The organism is Mesorhizobium sp. WSM4819 (assembly GCF_055811215.1).
On record NZ_JBVVQO010000004.1, the window covers coordinates 104,697 to 122,164 of the forward strand.

Annotated in this window: 17 protein-coding genes and 1 pseudogene; 11 read left to right on the forward strand and 7 right to left on the reverse strand. The window is 61.5% G+C overall.

Annotated elements, in window-relative coordinates; translation table 11 throughout:
• The first annotated feature begins 455 nt into the window (after window positions 1–455).
• The 3 genes from AC0L18_RS05860 to AC0L18_RS05870 are packed head-to-tail and all read left to right on the forward strand — an operon-like array spanning window position 456 to window position 3,158.
• Window positions 456–1,577: an OmpA family protein gene (locus tag AC0L18_RS05860; protein WP_473491006.1), complete on the forward strand. Its 1,122-nt coding sequence runs from the start codon at window positions 456–458 to the stop codon at window positions 1,575–1,577.
• Between the two features lie 15 nt (window positions 1,578–1,592).
• On the forward strand, window positions 1,593–2,084 hold the full coding sequence (locus AC0L18_RS05865; protein WP_473491007.1) for a Rab family GTPase: 492 nt from the start codon (window positions 1,593–1,595) through the stop codon (window positions 2,082–2,084).
• A 3-nt stretch (window positions 2,085–2,087) separates the two neighbouring features.
• On the forward strand, window positions 2,088–3,158 hold the full coding sequence (locus AC0L18_RS05870) for an adenylate/guanylate cyclase domain-containing protein (RefSeq protein WP_473491009.1): 1,071 nt from the start codon (window positions 2,088–2,090) through the stop codon (window positions 3,156–3,158).
• 9 nt (window positions 3,159–3,167) lie between these two features.
• Here the strand turns inward: AC0L18_RS05870 and AC0L18_RS05875 are convergent, their stop codons facing one another.
• From AC0L18_RS05875 to AC0L18_RS05895, 5 genes are all read right to left on the reverse strand, one after another.
• Window positions 3,168–3,899: an amino acid ABC transporter ATP-binding protein gene (locus AC0L18_RS05875; protein ID WP_473491011.1), complete on the reverse strand. Its 732-nt coding sequence runs from the start codon at window positions 3,897–3,899 to the stop codon at window positions 3,168–3,170.
• Window positions 3,880–4,539 carry an amino acid ABC transporter permease gene (locus AC0L18_RS05880; protein WP_023797987.1) on the reverse strand — a complete coding sequence of 220 codons (660 nt, stop codon included), beginning with the start codon at window positions 4,537–4,539 and terminating at the stop codon, window positions 3,880–3,882. Before AC0L18_RS05880 ends, AC0L18_RS05875 begins: the two co-directional genes overlap by 20 nt.
• The gene (locus AC0L18_RS05885) at window positions 4,536–5,240 is read right to left on the reverse strand and encodes an amino acid ABC transporter permease (protein ID WP_473491013.1); all 705 of its coding nucleotides are present in this window, start codon (window positions 5,238–5,240) and stop codon (window positions 4,536–4,538) included. Before AC0L18_RS05885 ends, AC0L18_RS05880 begins: the two co-directional genes overlap by 4 nt.
• 70 nt (window positions 5,241–5,310) lie before the next feature.
• Complete coding sequence (locus AC0L18_RS05890) at window positions 5,311–6,117, reverse strand: transporter substrate-binding domain-containing protein (RefSeq protein WP_473491014.1); 807 nt, start codon at window positions 6,115–6,117, stop codon at window positions 5,311–5,313.
• Window positions 6,118–6,573: 456 nt separating this feature from the next.
• Window positions 6,574–7,500 carry an SMP-30/gluconolactonase/LRE family protein gene (locus AC0L18_RS05895; RefSeq protein WP_473491015.1) on the reverse strand — a complete coding sequence of 309 codons (927 nt, stop codon included), beginning with the start codon at window positions 7,498–7,500 and terminating at the stop codon, window positions 6,574–6,576.
• A gap of 226 nt (window positions 7,501–7,726) precedes the next feature.
• On the opposite strand from AC0L18_RS05895, the gene AC0L18_RS05900 reads away from it, so the two are divergent.
• Window positions 7,727–8,767 (forward strand): LacI family DNA-binding transcriptional regulator, encoded by a 1,041-nt coding sequence (locus tag AC0L18_RS05900; protein ID WP_473491017.1) that lies wholly within the window; start codon window positions 7,727–7,729, stop codon window positions 8,765–8,767.
• A 116-nt stretch (window positions 8,768–8,883) separates the two neighbouring features.
• Window positions 8,884–9,206, forward strand: a pseudogene (locus AC0L18_RS05905) (heme-binding protein).
• An 8-nt stretch (window positions 9,207–9,214) separates the two neighbouring features.
• Here AC0L18_RS05905 and AC0L18_RS05910 read toward each other — a convergent pair.
• Together AC0L18_RS05910 and AC0L18_RS05915 are read right to left on the reverse strand one after the other, a co-directional pair.
• A complete protein-coding gene (locus AC0L18_RS05910) occupies window positions 9,215–10,246 on the reverse strand; it encodes an L-idonate 5-dehydrogenase (RefSeq protein ID WP_473491018.1) in 1,032 nt (343 codons plus the stop codon).
• A gap of 11 nt (window positions 10,247–10,257) precedes the next feature.
• On the reverse strand, window positions 10,258–11,199 hold the full coding sequence (locus AC0L18_RS05915; RefSeq protein WP_473491164.1) for a 2-hydroxyacid dehydrogenase: 942 nt from the start codon (window positions 11,197–11,199) through the stop codon (window positions 10,258–10,260).
• A gap of 125 nt (window positions 11,200–11,324) precedes the next feature.
• Between AC0L18_RS05915 and AC0L18_RS05920 the strand changes: the two genes are divergently transcribed.
• From AC0L18_RS05920 to AC0L18_RS05945, 6 genes are all read left to right on the forward strand, one after another.
• The gene (locus tag AC0L18_RS05920; RefSeq protein ID WP_473491019.1) at window positions 11,325–12,089 is read left to right on the forward strand and encodes an SDR family oxidoreductase; all 765 of its coding nucleotides are present in this window, start codon (window positions 11,325–11,327) and stop codon (window positions 12,087–12,089) included.
• Entirely contained in the window at window positions 12,058–12,624 is a 567-nt protein-coding gene (locus AC0L18_RS05925) for a gluconokinase (protein WP_473491020.1), read from the forward strand. The genes AC0L18_RS05920 and AC0L18_RS05925 overlap by 32 nt, the downstream gene beginning before the upstream one ends.
• A gap of 3 nt (window positions 12,625–12,627) precedes the next feature.
• The gene (locus tag AC0L18_RS05930) at window positions 12,628–13,518 is read left to right on the forward strand and encodes an NAD(P)-dependent oxidoreductase (RefSeq protein WP_473491021.1); all 891 of its coding nucleotides are present in this window, start codon (window positions 12,628–12,630) and stop codon (window positions 13,516–13,518) included.
• Between the two features lie 81 nt (window positions 13,519–13,599).
• Window positions 13,600–15,096 carry a sugar ABC transporter ATP-binding protein gene (locus AC0L18_RS05935; RefSeq protein WP_473491022.1) on the forward strand — a complete coding sequence of 499 codons (1,497 nt, stop codon included), beginning with the start codon at window positions 13,600–13,602 and terminating at the stop codon, window positions 15,094–15,096.
• 18 nt (window positions 15,097–15,114) lie between these two features.
• Window positions 15,115–16,167, forward strand: coding sequence for an ABC transporter permease (locus AC0L18_RS05940; protein WP_473491024.1), 1,053 nt, complete (start codon window positions 15,115–15,117; stop codon window positions 16,165–16,167).
• Window positions 16,168–16,211: 44 nt separating this feature from the next.
• A complete protein-coding gene (locus tag AC0L18_RS05945; protein WP_473491025.1) occupies window positions 16,212–17,330 on the forward strand; it encodes an ABC transporter substrate-binding protein in 1,119 nt (372 codons plus the stop codon).
• The last annotated feature ends 138 nt before the right edge of the window (window positions 17,331–17,468 follow it).

Here is a 17,468-nt window from a genome sequence, read left to right on the forward strand (position 1 = left end):
TGTCGCGACTGGGAACCCAGCCGGGCATCATCGTTGCCGAACAAAAGGTGCGCGATGGCCAATTCTATATTGCCGGCATGAGAGACCCGCTTGCCGCCGACCCGCAGGCTTTGCTGTCCGGAACGCAGGTCGATCCCGCCCGCGTTCATTCACAGTGGCAATTCTATCAGAGCCTTGAGCCGGAGTTCGTGTTGAAGCGGCTAACGGCGTCGCTGGCTCCGCCGGATTCAGTACGACTTTCGATCGTCAATGATCGCATCGTTGCCGAGGGTGAGGCTCCCGACACCTGGATAGATCGGGCGCGCGCAGCGGCCCGACAGCTTGAGGCAGGCGGACCGGTATTCGATATCTCCAGGGTCCGTGATGTGAGCCCCGAAGCACGCGAGGCGGAGCGCTGGCAGGCCTATGTGTCGCGACTGGGAACCCAGCCGGGCATCATCGTTGCCGAACAAAAGGTGCGCGATGGCCAATTCTATATTGCCGGCCTGAGAGACCCGCTTGCCGCCGACCCGCAGTCTTTGTTGTCCGGAACGCAGATCGATCCTGCCCGCGTTCGTTCGCAGTGGCAATTCTACCAGAGCCTTGATCCGGAGTTCGTGCTGAAGCGGCTAACCGCGTCGCTGACCCCGCCGAAATCGGTTCGGCTTTCGATCGTCGAGGATCGCATCGTTGCCGAGGGTGAGGCTCCCGACACCTGGATAGATCGGGCACGCGTAGCGGCCCGACAGCTTGAGGCAGGCGGACCGGTGTTCGACTTCTCCAAGGTTCGTGATGTGAGCCCCGAAGCACGCGCGGCGGAGCACTGGCAGACTTATGTGTCGCGTCTTGAGGCCCAACCGGGAATCATCGTCGCCCAACAAAGGGCGAGTGGCGGGCATTTCTATATTTCCGGCCTGAGAGACCCGCAGGCCGCCGACCCGCAGGCTCTGCTGTCCGGAACGGAGGTTGATCCGGCTCGCGTTCATTCGCAGTGGCAATTCTATCAGAGCCTTGATCCGAAGTTCGTGGTGAAGCGGCTGATGGCGTCGCTGGTCCCGCCGGATTCAGTACGATTTTCGATCATCAAGGATCGCATCGTTGTCGTGGGCGAGGCTCCTGCCGCCTGGATAGATCGGGCGCGGGTCGCCGCCCAACAACTGGCCGCGGACGGACTCTCTCTAGAAATTTCCGAGCTGCGCGAGGTGACCCCTCAGGAACTCACGCATTTGAGGGAGGCTATTCAAGCGGTCGACATTTTCTTCGATTCTGGCAAGGCTGTACCGGGACCAGAGCAACTGCCAGTTCTCGACCAATTGGCGAATCAATTGAAGGAATTGGCCAAGGACGCCCGCAAGGCAGGCGTAACAGCACAGTTCATGTTGACCGGCCATTCGGACGCCGTGGGCCGTGAGACGGCCAACGCGTCGATCAGCGCCGCCCGCGCCGAGACAGTTCGTGCGCTTCTCAAGAAGCGCGGCGTCGCTCCGGAATCGCTTTTGGTTCGCGGCGCGGGCACTTTTGAGCCGGCGGAGACTGAGATTAGCCGAACCGGGAGTTCCGCCAATCGCAGAGTTTCGGTTACGGTAACCTTCCACTAGGCGGAGCCCACGACATTGCAAAAGAAGATCTGCATGTTGGGCGGGTTCGCTGTCGGAAAGACGAGTCTGGTTCGCAGGTTTGTGCAAAGCATCTTTTCAGAAACCTACTTGACCACCGTGGGAGTGAAAATCGACAAGAAGAGTGTTGTACTGCCGGACAAAACCGTGGATCTGATTTTGTGGGATCTGGCCGGCGAAGACGATATCGGGTCGTTCCGCGTCAGCTATGTGCGGGGCGCGAGCGGGCTCGTGCTTGTCGTCGATGGAACCCGCGCCGCTACTCTTGCCGTGGCGCTCACGCTGCGCGAGCGGGCCGAGGCCGAATTCGGCGCCATGCCGTTCGTATTGCTGTTCAACAAATCCGATCTGGCCGATCGGTGGGCAATATCGGATAGTGAGATTAACGAACTGAGGCAACTTGGATGGCAAATCTATCTGACAAGTGCGCTTTCGGGTGAACATGTTGATGATGCGTTCCGCCAGCTTGCTTCGATGGTCACCGAATAGACCATGCGTGGATTGCCAAGAGAAGTCAGAAGCTGGATTTACGATTTCTTCTCCAACGAGCACTCTGTCGCATATCTGAAAATTGACGCCCAGCTTTGCATAGCTGAGAAGGGCGGCAATGTTGAACATTACGGCCTATCATCACTTTGCCTTGGCAAGCCCGTAGCCGAGCAGCTTGCATTCATGGAAGGCTTGCTGCCTTGCCCGGAGCTTCCATACCATATGGCCATGGTCGAACTGCCCAGCGGGCGTGTCGCGGACCTTCATCTTTTTGCTGGCAATGCCTGCGTATGGCTGCTCTTTCTTGACGCAACTGCCGAACGCGACAACAGGCAGCGGCTTCAACAAAAGGCTTATGAAATGACACTCCTGCAAGAAAGGGAGCGTCAACTCAACGAAAAATTACAGCTGACGAACGAGGCGTTGCGGCAGAGCCAGGAGGGATTGTCGCGTGAATACCAGCGCGCCGAAAGCCTGCTCCTCAACATACTTCCGGCGTCGATCGCGGAGCGGTTAAAAGCGGACGAACAAATTGCAGACAACCACGCTGACGTGAGTGTGCTTTTTGCCGACATAGTCGGCTTTACGGAAAGAGCGCGGCGCGTCGGCGCCGAGACAACGCTGGCTATTTTAAATTACTTCTTCAAGGCGGCGGATCTGCTCTCGGAACGAGACGGCTGCGAAAAGATCAAGACAATCGGCGATTGTGTGATGGTGGTCGCTGGCCTGCCCGTCGCGCGATCCGATCATGCAGAAGCTCTTGCGCACTATGCACTTGAACTGCGGAAGGCGGTTAAGCACGAACGCTTCGCAGGAGAACCGATAAGACTCAGAATTGGAATTCACTCAGGACCAATCGTCGCGGGCGTCATAGGCAAAAGGCGGTTTGCCTATGACCTTTGGGGCGAGACCGTTAATCTCGCCGCACGTATTCAAACGTCAGCGGAGCCCGATGAAATCCGTATTTCGGATGCAACTCGCAAACTGCTTGGACCAAATTTTGCTTGCGACCCTCTCGCGGAAACGGAATTGCGCGGTACAGGTCGTGTGCGAATGTGGCGGCTCCCGGCCTGATTTGCCGGGCTACTTCACGTCCGATTTAATAAACTGCTGCAGTTCCGGGGTCTTCGGCCTGCCGAAGAGTTCAACCGAAGGCCCCTCTTCCCAGATCTTTCCGTGATGCATGAAAATCGTTGTGGTCGCCACCCGGCGGGCAAAACCCATCTCGTGGGTGACGAGCAGCATGGTCATTCCGTTACGGGCGAGCGTTTCCAGCACGTTCAGCACCTCCTCGGTCAGTTCCGGATCGAGCGCCGACGTCACCTCGTCGAACAGCATCACCTTGGGACGCATGGCGAGCGAGCGGGCGATCGCCACGCGCTGCTGCTGGCCGCCGGAAAGCTGGTCGGGATAGGCGTCGAACTTCTCCGACAGGCCAACCATGCCGAGAACTTCCTCCGCAGTGGTTTTGGCTTCAGCTTTCGACACCAATTTGACGATCCGCGGCGCCAGCATGATGTTTTCGCCCACCGTCAGGTGCGGAAAGAGATTGTAGCTTTGGAAGACGATGCCGACATCGGTGCGCAGCTTGCGCAACTCTTTCGGGTCTCCGCCAACGGCGTGGCCGGCAACTTCGATGCGGCCGGAATTGATCTTTTCCAATCCGTTGATGCAGCGCAGAAGCGTGCTTTTTCCGGAACCGGAGCGGCCGATCAACGCAAACACGTCACCCCGATTGACGGACAGCGAGACGCCCTTGAGGACTTCGACAGCTCCGAAGCTCTTGTGGACATTATCAATAAGCACTTCCGGCATGGAGCCTCCTTTCCAGCAGACGCGACAGCTGGGACAATGGATAGCAGACGACAAAGTAGAGAGCCGCGACTGCGAGAAAAACGCGGAACGGCTGGAACGTCGCGTTGTTGATGAGTTGCCCGGCGCGGGCGAGTTCAACGAAGCCGATGATCGAGGTGATCGACGTGTTCTTGACCACCTGCACGGCAAAGCCGACGGTGGAAGGGAGCGCGATGCGTAGGGCCTGGGGCAGGATGACGTAGCGGTATTGCTGGGCTCGTGTCATCGCCAAGGATTCCGACGCCTCCCATTGCTGCTTGGCCACGGCCTGAATGGAGCCGCGCCAGATCTCCGCGAGGTAGCCCGAGGCATAGATCGTCATCGAAACGCCGGCTGCGACCAGGGGCGGCATTTGAAAGCCGGCGAGGCTGAGGCCGTAATACGAAAGAAACAGGATCATCAGCACGGGAATGCCCTGGATGATCTGGATGTAGGTGGCGGCGGCAACCCGCACGGCCTTGCGTGTCGAGGTCCGCGCGAGTGCAATGATGAAGCCGATAAAACCGCCACCCGAAAGCGCAATGACGGTCAAAAGGATCGTCCACTGCAGCGCCGAGACAAGGAAACCGAATTCGCTGAATCCGAAAGTCCGGAGCGTCATGCCTGCACCTCCGCAAGGGAGGTCGTCGTCGTGCGCGCCACACGGCGCCCGAACAGGCCCCAGCCGACGAGCGCCAGTATCGCGCGCAACGCCAGGGCGAGAGCCAGATAGATCAGCGTCACGACGATATAGACTTCGAACGAACGAAAACTTTGCGATTCGACAAAGGCTGCGGAAGCGGCGAGTTCCTTGGTCGAAATCGCCGAGCAGATGCTTGAAGCAAGCATCATCAGGACGAACTGGCTGCACAGCGCCGGATAAACCTTGGCAATTGCCGGCATGATGATGACATGGCGATAGATTTGAAAGGATGTGAACCCGAGCGCTTCGCCCGCCTCGATCTGCGACTTGTGGACGGCTTCTATGCCGGCTCGGATAATTTCGGTCGAATAGGCGGCGAGGTTTATCGTCATGCCGATCAGCGCCGCCGTCGTTGCACTAACCCGCAAACCAACGCCGGGTAGCCCGAAATAGATGATGAAAAGCTGAATCAGGAATGGCGTGTTGCGGATGATCTCGACAAACGCATCGACCATGAGCCGCACTGCCCGGCCGTGCATCGAACGCAGCGACGCGAGAACGATGCCGAACGAACTTCCCATCACGATGGAGGCGGCGGACAACATGATCGTCAGCCATATCCCGGCGACAATCTCGTCGGTGTATTGCGCGATAGCGCCGAACTGGAATGTGTAAGACATTCTTGGTCCTCGATCGGAACGTCACCAACGAATTTGCCGGACGCAGATAGTCCGGCAACCTTTCGTGAGATCAGAACAAAGGCAGTTGCGGCATCGCGGTGCCCGTCCACTTCGTCGCGATGGCGTCAAGTTCGCCGGAATTCTTCATCAGATAGATCGCGGTGTTGAGCCACTGGTGCACCTCGAAATCCTGGAGCGTGGTGGCCATGGAGTTGCCTTGCCGGAAAAAGGTGAAGCCGACCTGCAGACCGGCGTCCGGCCGCTGCTGAATGATGGCGTTGGCAACCGTCGAGGGGAGCGCGGTCGCATCGACCTGGCCGGCAAAGAGCGCCTGAGCGGTTGTCGAATCGTCCTCGAACACGACGATCTCGAGCCCCGGCACAGCGACCCGCCGCAATGCGGCTTCCTGCGACGAGCCCCGATTGACGCCAACGCGTTTGCCTTCGAGCTCTGATAGCTGGGCGAATTTCTGATCTGGACCAGAGACGATCACCATGTTGAAGGCACTGTAGGGCTGGGTGAACATGACGGTCTTGGCCCGTTCTCCGGTAGGCGCCAGTGTGGCCACCAGGAAATCGACCTTGCCGGTTTGCAGGGCTGGGATTCGCGACGGCGGCGTCAGCGGAACGAGTTCTGCCTTCACTCCAAGATAACCGGCAATGAGGTTGGCGACGTCGACGTCATAACCCGTCGGATTGCCGCTTTCATCGACCATGCCCATCGGAGGCGCGCCGGTCACGACCCCGATTCGGACGCTGCCGCGTGACGTAATCTCTTCCAGAGTGATGGCGCTGGCGGGCGCGTTGGCCATCGCTAACATTGGGACGGCAAGGCTGATCGCGGCGAATATTGCGCGGATTTTGACAAGCGGTTTCATCGTATTCTCCTCCGTGAAAGATCCGAGGCGCCGACTGCGAGGCGCCTATCAATATGTCCGACTCCAAGTGCTTCCACCGGCATTGACACTATCGGACGGATGGCTGTGTCTGCTCCTAGAGCTTCGATGTTGGAAAATTGGATCTGCACACTGCCCTTGGCGACTGCATAGGCGTTCTCCGCGGGCCTTGGCCCCGCATTTGCGAGTATGCAGATCTCATTTCTCCTCAACCGCCCTATATTGATGTTATCGATAACATAATGTCAAGCGCCCAGCGCGTGTTTCATGGATTGTTAGCCCAAATGCGCCAAAATACCGGAAACTCGCGGGCTTGGTTGCGCGTCTGAGCATATTCGCTTTGACGAGTCCCATTTCTTGGCTCTACCGCGATGCTCGAGTTGTAACATTGTCGAGCAGTCGCAGACGCCCGAGATGGCTGACCGTTCTGCTGCAGTGTCAGCCCAGTTTGGAGCCGTTGGCGGTAAGATAGACGGCATAAAGCGAAGTCGTCGCGCAGATGAACAGTCGGTTGCGGCGAGTTCCGCCGAAAGTGACGTTCGCGACGGTCTCGGGAATGCGGATCTTGCCGATTAGCGTTCCGTCCGGATCGAAGCAGTGAACCCCATCACCGGCGCTGGTCCAGACGCGGCCTTTCGTGTCGATCCGGAAGCCGTCGAAAAATCCGCTGGCGCATTCGGCAAAGACGTCGCCGCCGCTCAGCCTTCCTTCGTCGCCGACGCGGAACTTCCGGATGTGACGGGGTCCGCGCTCCAGGTGCGTGCCGCCCGTGTCGGCGACGTAGAGCAGTTTTTCGTCGGAGGAAAATGCAAGGCCGTTGGGCTTGACGAAGTCGTCGGCGACGCGGGCGACTGCGCCCGTCGCTTCATCGACCCGGTAGACATGGTAGCCACCGATCTCCTCCTCGCCGTAATCGCCCTCATAGTCGTGCATGATGCCGTAGGGTGGATCCGTGAACCAGATCGCGCCGTCCGACGCAACCACGACGTCGTTCGGCGAGTTGAAGCGCCTGCCTTCGAACCGGTCGGCAACGATCGTGATCGCGCCATCGAACTCCGTCCTTGTCACCCGTCGCGTCAGGTGCTCGCAGGTGACAAGCCGCCCCTGATTGTCGACCGTGTTTCCGTTGCCGTTATTGCAAGGCTGGCGGAACACCGAGACCGAGCCGTCGGTCTCATCCCAGCGCATCATCCGGTTGTTCGGAATGTCGGACCAGATGAGGTAGCGGCCCGGCCCGAACCATGCAGGGCCCTCCAGCCAGCGCCCGCCCGACCAAAGCCGCTCGACGCGTGCGTGCCCGACGAAGCAGGCGGCAAATCGCGGATCGAGCATTTCGAAACCTGTATCCTCAATCTCTCCAAACACTGGGTTAAGTTCTCCTGATTACTGGAGCGGCAACGGGCACTTGACCGGCGTGCATCGATCTCGTGCGGCGGCGGCGCGACGGCTGTTGCCAGCGCGATATGATAGCGATAACATACATGTCGTAGCTTGATTTCCAAGGGGGCATGCATGAGGACAGGCGCGCGATGAATCCATGGCACGCTCCGTCGTTAGCGTGCGTCCCGCAACCGGCTTGCGGAGCGCCATTATGCCCAAGGGACTGAACGCCAAATCTCCCGAGAACCAGGTGCCGACGATGCTTGACGTGGCCCGCCGGGCCGGCGTCTCGGCGATGACGGTATCGCGAGCGCTCAAGAAGGACGGCCGCGTCTCGGATGCAACCCGTGAACGGATCCTGGCGGCGGTAAACGAGCTTGGTTATGTGCTCGACCAGTCCGCCGGAAGCCTGTCGTCACGCAAGACCGGGTTTGTGGCCGCGATCATTCCCTCGATCAACAATTCGAATTTTGCCGACACCGCCCGCGGCATCACCGACGAACTGGAGAATACGGGTCTTCAGCTTCTGCTCGGCTACACCGACTACACGGCGGAAAAGGAAGAAAGGCTGATCGAGGCGATGCTTCGCCGCCGTCCGGAGGGCATTATCCTGACCGGCGGCACACATACCGATCTGACGCGGCGCATGTTGGAAAGCGCGGGCATTCCGGTGGTTGAAACGTGGGAATTGCCGCCAAAGCCGATCGATCAGGTCGTCGGCTTCTCAAACGAGGAGGCGATGGCGCTGCTCGTCAGGACATTGGCGAAAAAAGGCTACCGGAAATTCGGCTATATCGGCGGTACGACGTCACGGGATACGCGCGGCAGCCAGCGACGGGCCGGATTCGTCAAGGCGATCGAGGAACTCGGCCTGCCGCCCGGCCGCCTGGTTTCATTCGGCGTGCCTCCAATTTCGATCGAGCAGGGCGGACAGGCGGTTGTCGGCATGCTGGAGCGCTGGCCGGATACCGAGGTCGCGCTGTGCGTCTCGGATTTGTCGGCGTTTGGTGCGGTGATGGAGTGCAAGCGCCGGGGCATCCGGGTTCCGCAGGACATCGCGATCGCCGGCTTCGGCGATTTCGAGATTGCAGCTTACTGCCATCCGACACTCACGACGGTGAACGTGGACTGCTACGGCATCGGCAAACAGGCAGCACGCAAGCTGATCCAGTCGATCAAGGGCGAGGACAACGGCGTGTCCCAGGAAATTATCTTGACCAGCTACAAGGTGGTGGAGCGGGAAAGCGCCTAACACTCAACCATTCCGGCGATAGAGGCCGCACCATGGCGGTGTTCCGCGAAACCGTAAGTCTGAGCCATGACGGCGCAATGAAGGCGCTGAGCGCAGGCATGGCGCCAGCAAGCGCAATGGGTGTCCCGCAATGCTTCGTCGTGGTCGACGCCAGCGGCGAGACGATCGCCAGCCTGCGCATGGACGGCTCCAGGTATTTGAGCATGCATACCGCGCGGGCAAGGCGCGCACGGCGGCAGCCATCAACGCCGCGACAGGCGCAATACCATTCGAGGCAGCGGCGGCAGTCGCATCGCAGGGCGGCGTGAGCTGTCTTCCCAGCGGATTGCCCATCCGCTTCGGCAGCAGGCTTGCGGGCGCGATTGGCGTTGGATCGGCAAGCGGCGAGCAGGACATCGACGTCGCGCGCCGATATGCTGTGAGCGGCTCGCTCCGGTAGCGCGCCCTTCAGAAGGCGATCTGGACCTTCATCGACTTGTTGCGGTCGCCGGCGATCTCGAAGGCTGCGACGGCTTCCTTGAGCGGATAGATCCTTGTAAGCAGCGGTTTCACATCCACCCAGCGGCGGTTGATCAGGTCGACGGCAAGCGCGAACTCGTCGTGGAAGCGGAACGTGCCGCGCATCTCGATTTCCTTCGCGACGACGAGATTTTGCGGGATCGCCAGGTCGCCGCCGAGCCCGAGCTGCATCAGCACGCCGCGCGGCCTTAGAACCTCAAGACCGGCGCGAACAGCGCGCTCGTTGCCCGACGCCTCAAACATCACGTCGAAATATCCCTTGTCGGCGTTGTAGGCCGCCAGCTTGTCGGCGTCGGTCGCGACGTTGATCGTGCGATCGGCGCCGATTTCCGTGGCTGTTTTCAAAACGCCGGCCATCACATCGGTTGCGACGATTTCCCGTGCCCCGTGCGCTCGGGCGGCGATGATGCAAAGCGCCCCGATTGGCCCGCAGCCCGTGACGAGAACCCGCTTGCCCAACAGCGAACCCGCCCGGTTGACGGCGTGCAGCGTAACCGCGAACGGCTCGGCGAAGGCCGCCTCGTTGATCGAGACGTGGTCTGCTATCCGGTGGCACTGCGAGGCGTCGGCGACCAGCCGTTGGCGGAATGCTCCCTGGATATGCGGCATAGGCATGGCGCTGCCGTAAAAGCGCATGTTGAGGCATTGGTTCTGCTGGCCCTTAAGGCAATAGCGGCAGGCATTGCACGGCCGGCTCGGCGAGACCGCAACCCGATCGCCTGTCTCGAGGCAGGAAACCCCCTCCCCGACCGCCCTGATCGTGCCAGCGACTTCGTGGCCGAGGATCATCGGTTCGCGCAGCCGGATCGCGCCGAAGCCGCCGTGGTTGTAATAATGCAGGTCGGAGCCGCAGATGCCGCCGGCCTCAATGGCGATGTCGACCTGTCCAGGTTCGAGCGCGCCGGGGTCGGTTTCTTCGATCCGCAGATCCCTTGCGGCATGAATGACGAGCGACTTCATGGACGCGCCTCCTAAACGACCGGCGTCAGCAGGGCCTGCCCGCTGAAATGGGCGGCGAGATTGTCGCGCACGAGCTTGCCCATCGCCTTTCTTGTTTCGACCGTGCCGCTGGCGTGGTGCGGCTGCAGCACGACATTGCCGAGCTTAAGGAAACGCTCGTCGATCGCCGGCTCGTTCCAGAAGACGTCAAGCCCCGCTCCCTTGATTGTTTTCGATTCCAGGGCTGCGAGCAGCGCCGTTTCGTCGACCGTGCTGCCGCGCGAGATGTTGACGAGAATGCCGTCAGGACCGAGCGCTTCAAGGACGGAGGCGTTGATGATGTTTTTTGTGCTTTCGCCTCCGGCGAGTGTTACGATCAAGAATTCGCTGTCGCGCGCCAAGTCCACGAGGTCGCCGACATAGACGTAAGGCAGGTCGCCGCGCCTGTTGATGTCGTAGTACGAGATGGCACAATCGAAGGCGGCCGCGCGCTTTGCCACCGCGGCGCCGACCCGGCCCATGCCGACAATGCCGATCTTTTTGCCGCAGACGCGGGTAACGAGTTGCATATTGCCCTTGGTCCAGCTTCCGTTCCGCACATAGGCATCCGCCTGAGGGATATTGCGCGCCACCGATAGCAGAAGACCGATGCCGATGTCGGCGACGTCTTCGGTAAGCACATCCGGCGTGTTGGTGACCCGGATCCCGTTCGCCCTGGCGTGGCCGAGGTCTATCGCGTCGGTGCCCACTCCGTAGCAGGTGACGATCTCCAGCTTAGGCAGCCTTGCCATGAGCGCGGCGCTCGCGCCCAGTTCGCCGCGGGTTGCGATGGCGCGGATGGCGTCGGCCTTTCCGGCGAGCAGCGCGTCTGTATCCGTCGCCTCCCAGAGCTTATGCATCCGGTATTTTGCTTCCAGGTCTTCCATGTCCCAGGCGGGGTAAGGGCCTATCATCAGGATGTCGGTCACCGGCAGGTCTCCTCCGAATTTTCACCTTTTCTATTGACTATGTTATCGATAACATACATGTCAATAGGGTAGAAAGGCGGAGCAAGAAAATCGGATCGCCTGGAATCGTTTTGCCTTGCAAGGAGGTTGGAGTGAGTTCGCTCTTCGATTTGACTGGGCTTCGAGCCCTGGTTACCGGATCGAGCCAAGGCATCGGCCTGGCGCTGGCCGAGGGTCTGGCGCGTCATGGCGCGACGATCGTAGTCAACGGCCGCAACGCCGACAAAGTCGCGGAGGCGGCTCGAATGCTCGCCGCGAAGGGCTTCAAAGCCGATGGCGCGGTGTTCGACGTCACCTCAGCAGAGGCTGCCGCAAAGGGCGCCGCCGACATCGAAGCCAATCTTGGGCCGATCGATATTCTCGTGAACAATGCTGGCATGCAGTATCGCGCGCCGCTCGAGGATTTTCCGGTCGACAAGTGGGATGAACTCCTGCGCACCAACATTTCGAGCGTCTTTTATGTCGGTCAGGCGGTGGCTCGGTACATGATCCCACGCCAGAAAGGCAAGATCATCAACATCGCCTCTGTGCAGAGCGAATTGGCCCGGACCAACATCGCGCCGTACACCGCCACCAAGGGCGCCGTGCGCAATCTGACGCGCGGCATGTGCGCGGACTGGGCCAAACATGGCCTGCAGGTCAACGCGATCGCACCCGGCTATTTCAAGACCCCGCTCAATCAGGCGCTGGTCGAAAATCCGGAGTTCTCGGCCTGGTTGGCCAACCGCACTCCGGCGGGGCGGTGGGGCAATGTCGACGAACTGGTTGGCGCGGCGGTCTTCCTCGCCGGCCCGGCTTCGTCATTCGTCAACGGTCATACGCTTTATGTCGATGGCGGCATCACGACCTGCCTCTGAGCCGGCCCTCATCGTGGTGATGGGCGTCAGCGGCTGCGGCAAAACCAGCATTGGCGAGGGCATCGCCGCGCGCCTGGGCATCGGATTTGTCGAGGGCGACGCGCTGCATCCCTTCCAGAACGTCGAGAAGATGTCGGCCGGCGTTCCGCTTGACGACGCCGATCGCTGGCCTTGGCTGGACCTTGTCGGCAGGGCGCTGCGTACGGCGCAAGGCGATGGCCTTGTCGTCACCTGCTCGGCACTCAAGAAAGCTTATCGGGATCGCCTTCGCCAGGCGGCCGGAGGCGATCTGGTTTTCGTGTTCCTGGAAGGATCGCACCAATTGCTGCGGCAACGGATCGGCGAGCGGCGCGGCCACTTCATGCCACCCTCGCTGCTGGACAGCCAATTCGCGGCGCTGGAAGATCCCACGGCCGAGCAGGGCGTGGTCACGGTCAACATCGCCGCGACGGTGGACGCGATCATAGACGCCGCGTGTGCACTGCTGGCGGAGATGGGGATCGGGGTGCAGGTTCAGCGAACGAAGGGAACGTGAGATATGTCGCAAGCCCCAGCAAAAATCGCCGTCATCGGCGCCGGCATCATGGGCTCGGCGATCGCGTCCCGGCTTCTCGAGGAGGGGCAGGCGGTGACGGCGTTCGATCTCGACAGCGCCAAGGTATCCGCTCTTGCCGGTAAAGGTGCAGCATCCGCCGCCTCCGCTGCCGCCGCGACGCAGGCAAGCGATTTCGTCATCCTCAGCCTCAACCACGCCAACATAGTGCGTGCCGCGGTCTTCGGCGCCGAGGGCGTCGCTGAAGCAGCCGGACCCGGGAAGATCCTCATCGATATGTCGTCCATCGATCCGGTCGATACCGCGCAATTGTCGAAAAAACTTGCTGACGAAACCGGCATGAAGTGGGTGGACTGTCCGCTTTCGGGCGGCGCACCCGGCGCGCTTGCGGGCCGCCTGACGGTTATGGCCGGCGGCGACAACGCCGATTTCGAGCGCGCCCGGACCGTCATGCAGCATCTTTGCGCGAACTACACGCTGATGGGCCCGAGCGGCGCCGGCCAGACGACCAAGCTGATCAACCAACTCTTTTGCGCCGTTCTGTTCCAGGCGGTCGCGGAAGCCGTGAAACTGGCCGAAGCCGGAGGCGTCGATGCAGCACTAATTCCCGCTGCGCTCGCCGGCGGTCGCGCCGATTCCAACATCATGCAGGAGTTCATGAAGAAATTCGCCGCGCGCGATTTCTCGCCGACCGGCCGGATCGACAACATGCTGAAGGATCTCGATTCCCTCCAGGCGTTCGCGCTGAAGACGAAGACTCCGCTGCCGATGACTGGGCAGGTCGTCGAAATTCATCGCCTGCTTTGCGCGGCCGGTCTCGGAGCCCGCGATTCCGCCGAAATGATGCGCCTGCTCGATGGCATGCGCCAGGACTGACGCATGATTTACGCGGGCGGCGCTTGACTATCCGGGTATGTTATCGATAACATATCGTTATTGGCTTTGGGAGGAGCGTGCGTGTTCGGGAACAAGCTGGTCGAGTTTCAGTCGATTGCCAAGGAGTTCGGCGGCACGCGCGCGCTTTCCGACGTATCGCTCGATCTGCATGATGGCGAAATTCTCGCCCTGCTGGGAGAGAACGGCGCCGGCAAATCGACGCTCATCAAGACGCTCGCCGGCATCCACCGGCCGGATGGCGGACGCATCCTGTTTCGCGGCGAGCCGTATCAGCATCGGCCCCCGCGTCCCAACCAGCGCCAGCAGGTCGCATTCATTCACCAAGACCTGGGCCTGATCGAATGGATGTCCGTCGGCGAGAATGTCGGGCTGGCACAGGGGTTTTCGCTCCGCTCGGGCCTCATCGACTGGCGCGCGACTGAAGAGAGGGCTCAGGCCGCACTCAGCCTCGTCGGCTGCGATTTCGATCCGACGACCCGGGTCCAGGATCTCACCCGGACGGAAAAGTCGCTCGTCGCGATCGCCCGAGCGCTGGCAACGGAAGCCGATGTGCTCGTGCTCGACGAACCGACGGCGAGCCTTCCCGCCGATGAGGTCGACCGATTGTTCGACGCGCTTCGTCCCCTGAAGCAGCGCGGCGTCGGCATGATCTATGTTTCGCACCGACTCGACGAGATTTTCCGCATCGCAGACAGGGTAGCCGTGCTGCGGGACGGGAAGCTGGTCGGCCAGAAGAAGGTAGCCGACACAAAGCCGGACGAACTGGTGGAAATGATCGTCGGGCGACCGGCGAGCCAGATCTTTGCCAAGGCGGTCACCAAGGCGGGCGCGACGATCTGTGCGGTGCGGGACCTGGTTTGCGCGGGAGCCGGGCCGGTTTCCTTCGACGTCCGCCGGGGTGAAATGCTCGGCCTTGTCGGGCTGCGCGGCGCCGGGCAGGAACTCATCGGGCGGACGCTCTTCGGCTGCACAACTTTTGCGGGCGAGATTTCCATCGACGGCAAGACGCCTGATCTCTCCAGTCCCATTGCGGCGATGCAAGCCGGAGTCGGTCTCATCGCCCGCGATCGCACCGAGGAGTCGATCGCGGCTGCACTCTCAATCCGCGAAAACATTTTTATCAATCCGGGCGCGGCCAGGCGCAGCCTGTTTTCCTTTCTCGCGGGCCACAAGGAGGCGGCACTTGCTCGGGCGATCGGCGACACGGTCGGCCTCAGGCCCAACGATCCGGACCTGCCGATCGAGGCGCTGTCCGGCGGCAACCAGCAGAAGGTCGTCGTCGGCCGTTGGCTTCATACCGGCCGCAAGCTGCTCATCGCCGAAGACCCGACCGCCGGCGTCGATGTCGGCGCAAAGGCCGAGATTTACCGGCTGATCGGGCGGGCGCTCGAAGCCGGATTGGGCGTCGTCGTTGTTTCAACCGACTTCGAGGAGATCGCCCATATCTGCCACAGGGCGCTGGTCTTTTCCCGCGGGCAGATCGTTCGCGAGCTCGCCGGCGATGAACTCACGACATCCGCCGTAATCACCGCCGCATCGGCATCCGAAGCCGCCTGACCGACCCGGAGCAAGACCATGCAATCCATCGAATCCACCGCTCTAGAGCCGACACGGGGCGAAATGACCGGCCTGCCGGCGCGGCAGAAACTCATCAGGCTCGTCCCGGTCTACGGGCTCGTCATCCTCACACTCATGCTGATCGTGCTGTTCTCAATCCTGCTGCCGAATACGTTCCCGACACTGCTCAATTTACGCTCGATCGTATCCGACAAGGCGATCATCGCACTGCTGTCGCTGGCCGCTATGATCCCGATGGCTTCGGGCCGCATCGACCTGACCGTCGGCTACGGAATAGTGTTGTGGCACATCCTCGTTATCAGCCTGCAGACCATGCTGGGCATCCCCTGGCCCCTCGCCGTGATGATCGTCCTGTTTCTCGGCGCCGGTACGGGCTTCCTGAACGGGCTCCTCGTGGAAGTCGCCCGGATCGATTCCTTCATCGCCACGCTCGGCACGGGAACCGTGCTCTATGCGCTTGCCCTTTGGCACACCGGTGGGCGGCAGGTGGTCGGTGTCTTGCCCGACGGGTTCTATGCACTCAACGGCACCATGCTGTTCGGCCTGCCGATCACCGGCTTCTATGTGCTGGCGATCGCCGTCACGTTGTGGATCGTGCTGGAATATTTGCCGATCGGCCGCTACGTCTACGCGATCGGCGCCAATCCCAAGGCGGCTGCCCTCAACGGCATTCCCGTCCGGCGCTTCGTCATCGGGGCTTTCGTCTCATCGGGGTTTCTCACCGCACTGACGGGCGTTCTGCTCGCTTCCAAGCTGCGCATCGGCCAGGCGAGCGTCGGCCTTGAATATCTGCTGCCGGCGCTTGTCGGTGCGTTCCTCGGCTCAACCACCATCAAGCCCGGCCGGGTCAATGTCTGGGGCACGATGATCGGCGTCGCCATCCTCGCCGTCGGAATTTCCGGAATCCAGCAATTCGGCGGCTCCTTCTTCGTTGAGCCTCTATTCAACGGCGTGACGCTTCTCGTCGCGATCGGCATTGCCGGATACGCGCAGCGGAAACGGGGCGCCGCGGCAAAACTGCCGCGGAAGCCAAATCCGTCCGGAAGCTAATAGTCCGGACGGTCGATCAGGATCTCAAAGCAGGGAGGTAGGTTATGCAGCGCAGGAACTTCTTGAAATCATCGGTGGCAATGCTGTCGGCCGCCATCGTGGCCCCGGCAATGTTTGCCGACCAGGCGCGGGCCGATGCGATGGCCGACGCCATGGCGATCGTCGAAAAATATGCCCAGAAAGTTACCGCCTGGGATGGCCCGACCTCCGGTCCGAGGGCCCAGGAAGGCAAGACAATCGTCGTCCTTGCCGGCGACCTGAAAAATGGCGGCATCCTTGGGGTGACGACCGGCGTCGAGGAAGCGGCCGAGGCGATCGGCTGGGAGGTCAAGGTAATCGACGGCGCCGGATCGATCGGAGGCCGCACCGCCGCCTTCGGGCAGGCCATGGCGCTGCAGCCAAGCGGCATCATCATCAACGGCTTCGACGCGGTCGAACAGGCACCGGCGATCGAGCAGGCCAAGGCCGCGGGCATTCCGATGGTTGCCTGGCATGCCGGCCCGACGATCGGCCCGGACGACAAGATCGGGCTCTTTGCCAATGTCTCCACCGACGCCATGCAGGTTTCAGCCGCGGCCGCGAACTGGGCCTACGCAGACGCCAAAGGAAAACCCGGAGTCGTGATCTTCACCGATTCCACCTATGCAATAGCCATCGCCAAGGCCGATCGGATGAAGGAAGAAATCGAGAAGCTCGGCGGAACCGTGCTCGAATATGTCGATACGCCTATCGCCGAAACGTCGCAGCGCATGCCGCAGCTGACGACCTCACTGCTGCAGAAGTACGGCGACAGCTGGACGCATTCGCTGGCCATCAACGATCTCTATTTCGACTTCATGGGTCCCTCGCTCGCGGCAGCCGGCAAGACGGGTACCGACGCGCCGATCAATGTCGCCGCCGGCGACGGCTCGGAATCGGCCTATCAACGCATCCGCGCCGGCCAGTTCCAGAAGGTGACGGTGGCCGAACCGCTCAACCTGCAGGGCTGGCAACTGGTCGACGAGCTGAACCGCGCGATCGCCGGTGTAAAATGGTCCGGCTACCTTTCGCCGCTCCATGTCGTGACAGCGGACAACGTCGAATTCGACGGCGGGCCGAAGAACAGTTTCGACCCCGACAATGGCTATCGTGACGAATACAAGAAAATGTGGGGCAAGATGTAGGCGCAGGCCGTAGCGGGGGGGGGGGGGGGTGGGGCCCCCCCCCCGCCCCCCGCCCCCCCCCCCCCCCCCCACCCCACCCGCGGGGGGGGGGGGGGGGGGGGGGGGGGGGGGGGGGGGGGGGGGGGGGGGGGGGGGGCG